Annotated in this window: 12 protein-coding genes; 4 read left to right on the plus strand and 8 right to left on the minus strand. The window is 37.1% G+C overall.

The window, feature by feature from the left end; translation table 11 throughout:
- Window positions 1-6: 6 nt before the first annotated feature.
- From HNP81_RS01595 to HNP81_RS01605, 3 genes are all read right to left on the minus strand, one after another.
- Window positions 7-792 carry an SDR family oxidoreductase gene (locus HNP81_RS01595; RefSeq protein ID WP_028393028.1) on the minus strand — a complete coding sequence of 262 codons (786 nt, stop codon included), beginning with the start codon at window positions 790-792 and terminating at the stop codon, window positions 7-9.
- A gap of 397 nt (window positions 793-1,189) precedes the next feature.
- A complete protein-coding gene (ptsP, locus tag HNP81_RS01600; protein WP_182501341.1) occupies window positions 1,190-2,911 on the minus strand; it encodes a phosphoenolpyruvate--protein phosphotransferase in 1,722 nt (573 codons plus the stop codon).
- Window positions 2,911-3,177 carry a phosphocarrier protein HPr gene (locus HNP81_RS01605; protein WP_028393030.1) on the minus strand — a complete coding sequence of 89 codons (267 nt, stop codon included), beginning with the start codon at window positions 3,175-3,177 and terminating at the stop codon, window positions 2,911-2,913. Before HNP81_RS01605 ends, ptsP begins: the two co-directional genes overlap by 1 nt.
- Before the next feature lie 632 nt (window positions 3,178-3,809).
- Between HNP81_RS01605 and HNP81_RS01610 the strand changes: the two genes are divergently transcribed.
- Window positions 3,810-4,577, plus strand: coding sequence for a thermonuclease family protein (locus HNP81_RS01610; protein WP_246399201.1), 768 nt, complete (start codon window positions 3,810-3,812; stop codon window positions 4,575-4,577).
- A 178-nt stretch (window positions 4,578-4,755) separates the two neighbouring features.
- On the opposite strand, the gene ykzS is transcribed toward HNP81_RS01610, so the two are convergent.
- On the minus strand, window positions 4,756-4,950 hold the full coding sequence (gene ykzS / locus HNP81_RS01615; protein ID WP_028393032.1) for a protein YkzS: 195 nt from the start codon (window positions 4,948-4,950) through the stop codon (window positions 4,756-4,758).
- 998 nt (window positions 4,951-5,948) lie between these two features.
- Between ykzS and HNP81_RS01620 the strand changes: the two genes are divergently transcribed.
- Window positions 5,949-6,125, plus strand: coding sequence for a YkvS family protein (locus tag HNP81_RS01620; RefSeq protein ID WP_082190976.1), 177 nt, complete (start codon window positions 5,949-5,951; stop codon window positions 6,123-6,125).
- A gap of 320 nt (window positions 6,126-6,445) precedes the next feature.
- Window positions 6,446-7,201 carry a DUF8580 domain-containing lipoprotein gene (locus HNP81_RS01625; RefSeq protein WP_182501342.1) on the plus strand — a complete coding sequence of 252 codons (756 nt, stop codon included), beginning with the start codon at window positions 6,446-6,448 and terminating at the stop codon, window positions 7,199-7,201.
- A 32-nt stretch (window positions 7,202-7,233) separates the two neighbouring features.
- On the opposite strand, the gene HNP81_RS01630 is transcribed toward HNP81_RS01625, so the two are convergent.
- The 4 genes from HNP81_RS01630 to HNP81_RS01645 all read right to left on the minus strand — a co-directional run bounded on the left by HNP81_RS01630 (window position 7,234) and on the right by HNP81_RS01645 (window position 11,925).
- Window positions 7,234-8,280, minus strand: coding sequence for a YkvI family membrane protein (locus HNP81_RS01630; protein ID WP_182501343.1), 1,047 nt, complete (start codon window positions 8,278-8,280; stop codon window positions 7,234-7,236).
- A gap of 654 nt (window positions 8,281-8,934) precedes the next feature.
- Window positions 8,935-10,629: a M3 family oligoendopeptidase gene (locus HNP81_RS01635; RefSeq protein WP_028393035.1), complete on the minus strand. Its 1,695-nt coding sequence runs from the start codon at window positions 10,627-10,629 to the stop codon at window positions 8,935-8,937.
- Between the two features lie 338 nt (window positions 10,630-10,967).
- Window positions 10,968-11,279, minus strand: a complete 312-nt coding sequence (locus tag HNP81_RS01640; RefSeq protein WP_246399202.1) for a type II toxin-antitoxin system HicB family antitoxin — start codon at window positions 11,277-11,279, stop codon at window positions 10,968-10,970.
- A 211-nt stretch (window positions 11,280-11,490) separates the two neighbouring features.
- On the minus strand, window positions 11,491-11,925 hold the full coding sequence (locus tag HNP81_RS01645) for a MarR family winged helix-turn-helix transcriptional regulator (RefSeq protein WP_028393036.1): 435 nt from the start codon (window positions 11,923-11,925) through the stop codon (window positions 11,491-11,493).
- Between the two features lie 257 nt (window positions 11,926-12,182).
- Between HNP81_RS01645 and HNP81_RS01650 the strand changes: the two genes are divergently transcribed.
- The gene (locus HNP81_RS01650) at window positions 12,183-13,391 is read left to right on the plus strand and encodes an MFS transporter (protein WP_182501344.1); all 1,209 of its coding nucleotides are present in this window, start codon (window positions 12,183-12,185) and stop codon (window positions 13,389-13,391) included.
- Window positions 13,392-13,443 lie beyond the last annotated feature (52 nt).

Here is a 13,443-nt window from a genome sequence, read left to right on the forward strand (position 1 = left end):
CTTATTTTAAATTGATTTAATTGAGCCACCATCTACTAAATACGTTTGTCCGGTAAGGTAAGAATTTGCCTCAGAAAGCAGAAATGTAACTAAATTTGCAAATTCCTCAGGCTCGCCGTAACGTCCCAAAGGAATAGCTGCTTTCATTTTCGCTTCCATTTCTTTTACACTGACACCTTGCTTATCAGCATTAATTTGATCGAGATGGGCTACTCTATCCGTTGCAATACGGCCAGGACCTACAGTATTAATCAAAATGTTATCGCTAGCCAATTCTGTCGCCAAGGTTTTAGAAAGACCAACAATGGCAGTGCGGAATGTATTAGATAAAATCAACCCCGGAATAGGCTCTTTAATTGATGAAGAAGCTATATTCACAATCTTCCCACCCTGCTTTTGCAAGAATGGAAGTGTTTCACGAATGATTCGGATATAGCTTAGTAGATTCAATTCAAATGAATGTTGCCAATCATCATCACTCATTTCACTAAACGCTCCGGCTTTCGGACCTCCTGCATTGTTTACAAGTAGCTCTATGCCACCGAATTCCGCATTTGTTCGATTGACAAGATTCACAATCTCACTATTTTTCGTAATATCCGTAACACAATAGGCCACTTTACCTCCTGCTAATTCTTCAAGCTCTCTTTGCACAGTTTTCAACTTGCTTTCATCCCTTCCAGAAAGCATAACGTTTGCGCCCTCTTTCACGAGCAGTGTTGCAACCGCTTTCCCTAACCCCTGACTTGAAGCAATAATGAGTGCATTCTTATTACGTAAACCTAAATCCATATGTACTTCCCCTCCATCTAGTCTCTTCACTACCATTATAGCTTAGCGTCCCTAAAGTGGAAAACTTTTTGCAGTAAAGTAAAACTTCAATCAGTGAGGGTTTTACTGCCCGTAGATGCTGGATAATATGAAAATTCGATAAGTTTGGGGCTTTATCACCACCGATTGTTGGTTTCGTTCTAATGTCGCTTTTAACATAGACCGAACTTAAGTTAAATGAATCACAGACGAAGTAAGCCGCGTCCTCCGGATGAAGCCTACTCTCAAAAAAGAGGATATCCCAGCAAAAGAGTCAGATTCACTTCTACTAAATTTCGTTTTTATGACGGATAACCGACACAATAAACGGAATATAGTTTGTGAGATTAGACCCTTTTTAGGACATCCTCATTTTTATTTATGCTTTAGAAACGGCTGCTTCAACAGCTGCTTTTACATCATCATTTGTTTCAAGATTTAAGACTGATAATGCCAATGCTTCCATTTCTTCTTTTGAGAGTTTACTGATTAAAGAACGTGCTCTCAATATTGAAGTGGCACTCATTGAAAATTCATCGAGACCTAGACCGAGCAATACAGGGATTGCTGTTTCATCCCCAGCCATTTCTCCACACATTCCAGCCCATTTACCTTCGTTATGTGCGGCATCAATGACCATTTTTACAAGGCGTAAAATAGCCGGGTTATACGGTTGATACAAGTATGAAACGCGTTCGTTCATACGATCTGCAGCCATTGTATATTGGATAAGATCATTCGTTCCAATACTAAAGAAATCAACTTCTTTCGCAAATGTATCAGCCATGACAGCAGTTGAAGGAATTTCTACCATAATTCCGACTTCAATGCCTTCAGCCACAGTAACACCTTTTGCAAGAAGTTGCTGTTTTTCTTCTTCTAAAATCGCTTTTGCTTGACGGAATTCACCAAGTGTAGCAATCATCGGGAACATAATTTTCAAATCACCATATTGACTTGCACGCAGTAATGCACGAAGCTGTGTACGGAAGATTTCCTGTTGATCCAGGCATAAACGAATTGCTCGGTATCCAAGGAATGGGTTCATTTCTTTTGGTAAATTTAGATACGGAAGCTCTTTATCTCCACCAATATCAAGAGTACGAACCACTACAGGCTTGCCTTTTAAGCCTTCTAATACTGCTTTATACGCCTCAAACTGTTCTTCTTCTGTTGGCAACTGTTCTCGACCCATATAAAGGAATTCAGTACGATAAAGACCGACCCCTTCACCACCGTTGTTAATTACACCTTCAAGGTCTTTAGGTGTACCAATATTGGCAACTAATTCAACGTGGTGTCCGTCTTTGGAAACTGTTTGTTCATTTACAAGCTTTGCCCACTCCGCTTTTTGCGCTTCATATGCTTGTGCTTCTTTCTTATACTGTTCAATAATTTCAGGAGTAGGATTAATATGTACTTGGCCATTTAATCCGTCTACAATCACGATATCACCATTCTGAATCGTTTTCGTAGCTTCCTTTGTACCAACAACAGCAGGAATTTCCATAGAACGGGCCATGATCGCAGAATGTGACGTTCGACCGCCGATATCTGTAGTAAAGCCTTTGACATATTGGCGATTTAATTGAGCTGTATCTGAAGGCGTCAAATCTTCAGAAATCACAATCACTTCTTCTGCAATCATACTCGGATTCGGAATTTGAACACCCAAAAGATGTGCAAGAAGTCTTTTCGTAACATCACGGATGTCTGCTGCACGCTCTTTCATATATTCATTATCCATTTGTTCAAACATCGTGATAAACATATCTGCTGTTTCCTTCAAAGCAAACTCAGCATTAACATTTTCTGATGTTATTTTGTCTTCGATTGGGCCTAAAAGCTCTGGGTCAGAAATAACCAACATATGAGCATCAAAAATGGCCGCCTTATCTTCACCTAAATCTTCAGCTGCTTTTTCTCGTATGTGCTGTAAATCTGTTTTCGACATATCTACCGCTGCTCTAAAACGAGCTGTCTCGTCGGCAACATTTTCAATCGAATTCTTTTCAACCTTTAACTCAGGTTCAATTAACCGATATGCCTTCGCAATCGCTATTCCGTTTGAAGCGGCAATGCCGGATAATAAAGTTGACATTATTCAGCTAATCCCTCTTTTTTCAATGTTTCTTCTAACGTGTTAAGAGCATCTTTCTCGTCGCTTCCTTCAGCTGAGATTGTAATTTCAGCATCTTTGCCTACGCCAAGAGACATAACGCCCATGATTGATTTAAGATTTACTTTCTTACCGTTATATTCAAGATTAATTTCAGAATCGAATTTACCTGATGCTTGAACTAACAATGTTGCAGGTCGTGCATGAATTCCAGTATCCGCTATTACTTTGAATGTTTTTTGTTGCATTAAAATCAATCTCCCTTTTCCAATAAAATTAATACTCTAAAACAAATGACCACATTAAATGGCGCGATATTGTCATTTTACCCAATGTAGGTCATTTCATGTTAAAAAGCAAAGAAGTATACAAATGAAAATGAAAGCATTTCCATGTTTATCATGTAAAATATCTCATATTCCATCAATATTAAGAATAGCATTCCTTAAGATATCAAACAACGATTTCACCTTGCTTTTTCAAGGAAAATCCTACAAGAAATCCTCTATAAAAGCAACTATTATTCAGCATTAATTTATTCTTTATATAAATACCTGATTATTTTAATAGGATAGAAACCTTTCATCACCGCGAAAGGTACCGCTTACATTACTGAAAATCTATTTATTAAAAATTATACCATTTTAAGCAGAATCGATCAAAAACAATCAAAATCATTCATAGGTAATTATGATACTCTATTGCACAATTCTATTTAATTGTGTTTTTTACTTTTCTCACTGTAATATACATATTTGCATAGTTAATTTTTTATAGCAGCCCGGACTATTCTTATTTGAGAAACTTTTTCAGATGTCTTACAATCCAATAGATTGGTCTGCTAACTTTTTTCTTTTATACAAATATTACGGAGGTAACCATGAAATTTTACACTAATCAACTTTTAACTATCTTTGCTTTTATATGCTGTATGACCCTTATAGGATGTTCAAATAGCCAGAATACAAACGAAAGCACGCACCACCACAAAACCAATTTACCTGAGGAAAATCCTTCTACTATTTCAGCTTCAATTGTTCGTGTCGTAGACGGAGACACAATAAAAATCAAATTAGACAACAGTAAAGAAGAAACCGTAAGACTTTTACTAGTTGATACACCTGAAAGCGTACATCCTACAAAACCTATCCAACCTTTTGCGATTGAAGCGAGCAACTTTGTAAAAAACCTATTACCAGTAGGAAAAGACGTTGAAATAGAGCTTGGTACGAATGAACGGGACAAATATGGCAGACTTCTTGCTTACCTTTACGCTGATGAAAAAATGGTGAATCAGCTTTTACTTGAAAAAGGATATGCTAGAGTTGCTTATGTATTCGCTCCGAATACGAAATACATCGAGGAATTCCGCGAAATCCAAGAAACAGCACAACGAAAAGAAATTGGTATTTGGTCCATCGAAAATTATACAACTAGTACTGGTTTTAATGATCAGAAACAAAAACCGAAAGCAACCGAAAGCCCTATAGCTTGTACCAATCCTGAAATTAAAGGAAATATTAACTCGAAAGGAGAAAAAATATATCATGTAAAAGGAGGTCTGCATTATGAGCAGACGAAACCTGAAAAATTGTTTTGTAATGAGGAAGAGGCACTAAAGGCAGGTTTTCGAAAAGCAAAAAGCTAGTGAGATGCACATATCTTGTTTCAATATTTAGTCAAGTGATGATAAGATTGGAGCAAGAAAATTAAAGTACAAGAATTCAAACCATTTAGACACTATTTACATACCTAAATTCAAAAAAGAAACGCCTGTCTTAGTTTATGCAAGTAAAATGCATATCTAGACAGGCTAATGTATACGATTAGCTTCTTGGCTCAACCATGTATTGATAAGTGACTTCTCCACCATGTTTTGCTGTTCCGCTAAAGTGTTTGAAATCCTCTCTTTTGACAAGAAAGAGTTGGAAATCTAAAAACTGGTCCTTCGTAATGGTAAATTCATCAATCTCACCGTTAGCTAGCTGATTCAAGAGCGTCTCTACTTCTTCTCTATCCAAACCAAATCCCCCAGACGTTTTATGGTTAATTCCAAAATCCAGTACTATAATACGCTATCGTTTCGCATCATGCAATTTTTCAATAATGCTTCAAAGAAACACTCGGTATTCGTCAAGATATCATCGTATATTTTTAGAGTATATTTCAATCTAAAATACAAAGAAATTAATAATTGCAAACAACTTCTTTACGTTTGGGAAAAAATAGTGCAAACTGTATAGTAAACTATTCAATGGTTTTTATGAAAATATAGTCATAGAAGAAGTCCATGTAAAGTTTTATAGAGTATTTCGAAAATTATTTTGAAAGCGCTCTATGCATGATTACCTAACAACAGGAATATCTTCAAATGACTGAATACTCGCTCTACTGCTTTTAAATAGGAAGCAACACGTTGTTAATTCGCGACAATTTAGTTTGAAGAATAGCTTTATAGAGCAGGTTACTAACTCTCTAATAAAGTGAAACTTCATCAGTGCGGGTTTTCTTCATCCCCCACTGTTTGTTAGTCCCATTCTAGACTCGCTAAATCTCGCTCCGATTCGATAAATTGACTCTACAACAAAGGTTCAACGAACTTAGACTAAGTACGCCGCATCCTCATGTCTTCGTCTGAGTGACAAAATCCTGTGGGCGCAAACTTTACCTCTGCGTAACTCGCGGTAAGTTTCACTGTATCTCACTAATCGGGGTTTTACTGCCCGTTGCCCGTTAATGCGGGATAAGTTGGTGGAGAGGAGCAGCGATTTTATAGATTTTTACACGAAGTCTAGTTTAACTTGCAATTAATTGGGTACCTGATTTAAGTTAACTTTGAACCCTTTTTCTTCATAAAAAACATCCATGAGCGTCTTCTCTAAACCCGACGATGAAAAAGGTTCGAGTTCTCAAATTGTATCACCTTATGAAGAAGGCGGTGCGGAGCTGTTCTTGCATAGTCCCGCCCCTTTTCCACAGAAAAAAGACAATTATGAAACGAAAAGGATGGTTGATAGTTATGAAAAAGGCAGAAATAGGTAATATCATTGAATTCCGTGACGGTTTGCAAGGAATTGTAGAAAAGGTTAATGAAAATTCAGTAATTGTTGATGTTACATATATGGCTAATTACAGAGATTTTGATTTAGAGCAGAAAACGGTTGTCAATCATAAAAATTATAAAATCATTAAATAGTTTTTTTTCTCAATACATAATTCAGTTTGACTATAATTTATACCCTCTAAAACACCACTTAATACATTAGCGTTCTAAAAAATCGAAGGTGTCACATAAGAATCTGATCTCGCACACTAAATCACTATGTGTGCGAGGTTAGACCCTTTGAACATGGGACATCCCCTCTTCTTTTGCAACAGATTCCCTGGATTTAGTAATCTTTATTTAATCTAATCGACTAACATTGTAAAAGCATTTCTATACAATTCATGGTATAGTGAAATTACTTTTTATTCTAAAAAAAGTGGAAAACTCAAACAAGAAAGGAGATTATTGCAATGAACAAATGGAAATTAGTACTAGCCGGACTTACAGTTTCAGCTTTTGTACTAACAGGTTGTGGTACAGGCAATAATGATGAAAACGCTAAGGAACCTAAAGTAGAAAATCAAGAGGAAAATACAGAAACTACTGGAAATACACCTAACACCAACGAGAACAGCAGTGAGGTAAACAAAGAAAGCACCGAAAACACTGACTCAACTGATAATGGTACTTCATCTAAAGACAAGCCTACTAAGGAAGAGGAAGAAGCTACTGAGACTTCCACAACGGAGGAAAAAGGAGAAACAGCTCGTATTCTTGAACAACCTTTGAAATTTAAAGTAAATGGTGTGGAAAAAGAAGAAACGGCTTTCCTAAAAAACAGCGATAATCAACCATTCAGTTTGTATGTACTGCCTGAGTTTGAGCTAACTGCAGAAGAACCTAATAAGGATGTACTATTTTTGACTGGTCAAGATGAAGTTTTCATGCGGATTGAACACTATCCTGCCGACGTGAATTGGGATGAAATCGAAGCAGATGCCAAAACACAATTGACTGCCGTTTCAGAAACTATCACCCCAGTTGACGCTTCCCAATATTCTCTTGATAATGCAGTAGTTTATGAAGCAGTAAATGGAAATGACATTGTCACTTCTGTTCTTTTCAAAGATGAAAAGAATCAATCTAAAATAACAATTTTTACAAATAAAGACCACGATTACAGAGATGCCTTCATTCAAATGGGTAAAACAATAATGAAAAAATAAAGCAAAAGCCATGATATAGGTGTATTCCTGTTTCATGGCTTTTTTCTTATAGGATTTCGAAACCATACTAGTACTAAAAAAATTAAAGTGATGTAACCAAACAGCGGGTACAAATATCCTAATAATTGTCCATATTCAAACTTGCCTATCAGAGCAGATAGAAGACAAATCATGATCATTACTAAAAATCCAGGCACTTTAATATATTTCTGAATTTGTTTTTGCAGTCCAAAAATATTACCAATGACAGAAGTAAAGATCTCACCATAAATGACTAATACAAATAGCCAATGTAGATTGGCCGCTGCATTTTTCATTAATTCTGCTGATGGAATTGAATAATCCAATAAATCAGGCAACATCACAAGTGAGAAATGCCCCGTAAGCAATATTACAGTTAAAAAGAAACCACCAAGCATCGCTCCTCGCTTCAATACCTTTTCCTCACGAATATCATAAGCTACTGGAACTAATACGGCGAGAGAGAGAGACAGATTAAAAGCTGAGTAAGCAAATGGTGACATGACGATATCTAAGGTTTTTCTTCCTTCAGGAATTACTGTAAAAGCAGAAACAAACCCACCCTCGTTAATTGTAAGGATACATAATATTACACTAAAAAAAATCATCAATGGGACAACAAAGGAATTGACTGCGAACAGCCCTTTCATTCCTCCCATTAATACCATAGTAGCGAATAATATCGTTACAGTAACGCCGACATTCTTAGAAATACCTAGCTGTTCTTCAAATACTGCTCCTGCACCAGAAATCATGACTGCTGTAACCCCAATTAACATGAGCATAAATAAAATATTTACGAATGCAGCAATTTTTTTCCCAAATAAAAACTGATTGAATTCTTCATATGTCGAAACAGCCGCTCGTGAAGATAATAACATGATTTTTGCACCAGTAAAAATAAAAATATATCCAGCTATCAATATGCCGAAAAAACCATACATCCCATATTGAGTGAAGAACTCAGCGATTTCCCTACCTGTGGCAAACCCTGCTCCGACAACTGTTCCCACATAAACCGCTGCTATCTGAAATGCACCTGTCCATCTTGAAACCATCCGCTCGCCTCCCCATTACAATATATATGTAAGGCAATGAGATTTAAGACAAGCAATAACTCAAGTAATTGTCAATCTTATAAACAACTGCTCTTATTAGTTATCTTCTGAAACAAGAAAGGATGCCCCATTTCACAAAGGTTAGACCTTTTTGGGACATCCTCATTTATCAAAATCAATTTTTATCCCGCATTAACGGGCCGTTCCCCTTCCACCTCCAGGCTTAGAGGATTCGAGGAAGCGTAAGTGGGGATTAACTGCCTAATCTAGTTGCACTCCCTGTCCGTCTGAGGACTAAAGCTGTAAACAACGTATTCCATCTTATGCTTGTCGGACTTTCACAGGATATGATGGTGTCTAAGTTGCTCACAGGGCGTGAGCGATCTTAGTATTCGTTCCTTAAAGCAGTCATCTCGCTTGAAGTAAAAACCCGATTGGTGAGATTTAATGAAACTTACCCAGAGTTACACAGAGGTAAAGTTTGCGCATACAGGATGTGGGTCACTTAGACATGGCCGCAGGACGCGGCGTACTTAGTCTGAGTTCTTTAAACCTTTGTTCGCACTGTCGATTGATCGAATTACTTGGCGACGGTAGAACTAGACTAACAACCAGTGGGGGATGAAGAAGACTCCCACTAATTCAAGTTTAACCTTATAGTTTACCATCATCAATTGATGTCAACCACTCATCGATGACAGAGACAACATTTTTAACGGTACCATCATTAAACGGTGAATCTAGATGTGCAGATGCAACGAGACCGAGAAATGATTGGCTACCTCCAAGCTTACAAAGGCTTAAATAATCATCCCATGCTTTCTTTTGATCTTCTCTGGATCGTTTCCAAAATTGGAAAGCGCATATTTGTGCTAACGTATAATCAATATAATAAAACGGAGAATTAAAAATATGACCTTGACGTTGCCAATATCCACCTTTTTCTAAAAATGCCACACCATCATAGTCACGATGCGGTAAATATTTTTTCTCTATCTCACGCCACGCTTTCTTTCGTTCAACTGGTGTTGCTTCAGGATTTTCATAGACATAATGCTGGAATTCATCTACTGCCACACCATACGGTAAGAAAGTGAGTGCGCCTGCCAAATGAGAGAATTTATACTTATCTGTATCTTCTTCAAAAAACAGCTCCATCCATGGCCACGTAAGGAACTCCATACTCATTGAATGAATTTCACATGCTTCATATGTAGGCCAGTAATACTCAGGGAGCTTCGAATTTCTGCTACTATACACTTGGAAAGCATGTCCCGCTTCATGAGTTAGAACATCAATATCACCTGATGTGCCGTTAAAATTTGAAAAAATAAAAGGTGCCCGAAAATCCTCAATCATTGTGCAATATCCGCCACCAGCTTTTCCTTTTTTAGCAACGAGATCCATTAATCCAGTATCTAGCATATAATTAAAGAATTCTGCTGTCTCAGGAGATAGCTCACTATACATCTTCTTCCCATTCGCTACAATCCAAGCCGGATCTCCTTTAGGTACCGCGTTTCCGGTTTGAAATTCAAATCCCTCATCATAAAATTTTAACTCAGACACATTGATTCTTTGCTTTTGACGTTGTTTCAACTTACTTACAAGCGGCACGATATATTCTTCTACTTGTTTGCGGAAATTAGCAACCATTTCGGCATTATAGTCTGTTCTAGCCATACGATAATAACCAAGCTCAACAAAATTCTTATATCCAAGCTTTACTGCGATTTCGTGACGTACTTTAACGAGTTGGTCATAAATCTCGTCTAATTTCTTTTCATTTGCTTCAAAAAAACTAAAAAATGCTTCACTCGCATTTTTCCTCGTTACTCGCTCTTTCGATTCTGTAAATGGCTGAAGTTGAGCAAGTGTCCGTTCTTCTCCTTCAAATTCAATTTTTGCAGCAGCTAGTAATTGCGTATATTCGCTTGACAGCTTGTTTTCCTTCTGCAATAAAGGAATGATTTCTTGCGAGAAGGTTTTCAATTGAGCTTCCGCTAATGCAAACAACTGTGCACCGTACTCAGCTTCAAGTTCTTTACGATATTTAGCCTTCACAAGTTTGGCATAGTATTGAGATACTAAATCTTCAATTTCTGGTGATAGTTCATCAAGATATTCATTCTCTAATTTATAAAATTCATCGTTTGTATCAATCGAATGACGAATGGAACAAATCGTTAACATAGTTCCTACGTTATTTCTTAAGCGAGTAATTTCGTCAATCGCTTCTATTTGTCTCGCCGCATTTTCAGCTGTCTCAAACTTCTCCAAAAGACTTGTGAATTCTCGTTTCACTTCTTCTAAATTAGGCCGTATATACTCATATTGTTCGAACTTCAATGAAAACACTTCCTTTTATTAAAATAAGGTTTGATTGAACTATTGAACTTGCTACATCCACCTTAACTTTCTTTTCTCGATACGTCATCTAAACTCCTTCTTAATCTGATTTATTTTATCCCGCTTTAACGGGCAATATGACCCCCACCTCAAGGCGGGAGGAAGCGTAGGGGGTTAACTGCCCGTAAAAGCCCGATTGGTGAAATACAGTAAAACTTACCTTTGTAGTCATTAAAGGTAAGTTTGCGCCCACAGGATGTGGGTCACACAGACGAAGACATGAGGACGCGGCGTTCTTAGTCTAGTATTCATTACACTGATTGAAGTTTTTACTTTAACTAAAAGGGAGTTGCCGTTAACCTTTTATGAAAAGGCTGTTTTTGCATACTTTGTTGCTTTTCAATTATATGTACACTACAACCTCGATTGGGAATAGGTTCAGGAAGTTCTTCATTATCATATAAGATTCCTGCCAAAGAGTATGCCAAATCCTTTTTTGCACTTTTTATCGCTTTAAGTTTTGTTTTCCCTCGTGTTAAAGGAAAGTCCCATCTAGATTCAGGAAACAGAGTGGGGAAATAAACACAAAATATTCCTTCATCGTCCTGTTGTATGAATGCTGGATAAACTAATTTATCGGAATTTATCATAGCCACACATCCTTCCTTATAACGACTACATATTACTAAGTTTTCGGGGAAGTTTAAAATATCAACATTTACCTTTAACAGAGCCTTTATGAAAAAAAGCCGTTCAACCCTTTGATGGATGAACAGCAAGCGGTCATATACTATTTTATCACTAAGTATCTAAAAGTACCGATTTGGGCTTACTCGTATGAAACCATGGTTTCACAAATCTTCACTTTACATTTAAGCCTATTTTTTTTATGAACTCGATGGCCATTTGCTTCTCTTCTGGCGTAAGAATATTCATAATTTCATCAATTTGTTCTTCATGTTCTGGAAACACCTTTTCAATAAATTGTTTCCCTTCTTCAGTAATCCTTGCATAAGTAACTCTTCGATCCTCTTTACAAGCAACTCGCTGTAGGTAATTCTTCTTCTCCAACTTATCTACTACATAAGTAATGCTACCACTAGCAAGAAGTATTTTCCCGCCAATTTGCTGCAAAGGTTGTTCTCCTTTATGATATAACAGTTCCAACACGGCAAATTCAGTTGGATTTAATCCTTGTTCAGCAATAAATTTATTAACAACATCATTGATGGAACGATGTGCTCTAGATAATACAATGAACAGCTTAAGTGATTGCTGCACGCTATTATTTTCCATTTTATTCACAACCTTAATATACAAAATTTAAATATCTCGAATTAAGGCTATTATAAAAAATAAACACACTTTTGTCAATTTTCCACGTTAAGTTTAATTTAACTGTTTCCAAATCAAGTTTACTATACTAAAATTTATACGTTGTAATAATGCAAACAGTACTCAGGAAGAAAATATCAAGCTCCTTGTTCTGTATACAGTATGACCTGATGAAAGACTATATATATACATATTAATTTTGATAAGGAAGTGGTATTATGACCTCAATTTCACTCAAGGTTGACAAGCAATTACCAAATTCCAATACTGCTTATTGGGTATTGATTCTCATGGGATTTTGCCATTTATTAAATGATTCCCTTCAGGCTGTTGTACCAGCCATGTTCCCAACACTAGAAAAATCCATGCATTTGAGCTACACACAGCTTGGAATGGTTGCCTTCGCTCTAAATATCGTCGCTTCCTTAATGCAACCTGCAATTGGTTGGTATGCTGATAAGAAACCACTTCCCTTTGCATTACCTATTGGTTTAACGAGCACACTTATCGGGATTGGTTTGCTCGCTCTTTCACCTACTTATGAGATGATCATTTTTTCTGTTATCTTAATCGGCATTGGTTCTGCAATCTTTCATCCAGAAGGATCAAGAGTAGCTTTTATGGCTGGAGGCCCGAAAAGAGGGCTTGCTCAATCGATTTATCAGGTAGGAGGAAATACCGGCCAAGCACTTGCACCACTTATTTCTGCACTGATCTTTCTCCCATTCGGGCAAAGAGGCGCTCTTTGGTTTGTACCTGTTGCATTCTGTGCAGTTCTTATTCTCATATATATTGCCAGATGGTATAAGTCAAGATTAGATGATTATCCTCTTCCAAGGAAAAAGGCGCATGAAAATGCAGGAAAGGTTCAGGGGAAAGCAGTAGTCGCACTAGGAATTGTATTGTTTATCATTTTCGCACGTTCGTGGTATATATCATGTATGACGAATTTCTATGCATTTTTTCTAATACACGATTATTTATTTTCAATCCGATCGTCACAAATTTTCATTTTTGCATTTTTGGCAGCCGGTGCATTTGGAACATTTTTCGGGGGACCTTTGGCTGACCGGTACGGAAGAAAAAATATCATCTTGTTTTCGGTAGCTGGAAGCGCACCGCTGACTATTCTCCTACCATTTGTCCCAGCATATGTAGCCATTATTCTACTTTTAATTGCTGGATTTATCATCATGACTAGTTTCTCAGTAACCGTTATCTATGCTCAAGAACTATTCCCTGGCAAGGTTGGAACAATGGCAGGCTTAACGGTAGGATTCGCCTTTGGTATGGGGGCAATTGGCTCTGTTGCATTTGGGTACTTAGCAGATTTGATTAGTATTGGAACGACCATTAAATTGGCCGGATTCTTGCCACTTCTTGGTTTACTTGGAATATGGCTACCGAATGATATGCAACAAAAATAGTGTATTCTTTAATTATGTTTGAATGTACGAATTAATAGAGCGAATATTTTTA

The organism is Peribacillus huizhouensis, assembly GCF_014138605.1.
GTDB classification, from domain to species: domain Bacteria; phylum Bacillota; class Bacilli; order Bacillales; family DSM-1321; genus Peribacillus; species Peribacillus huizhouensis.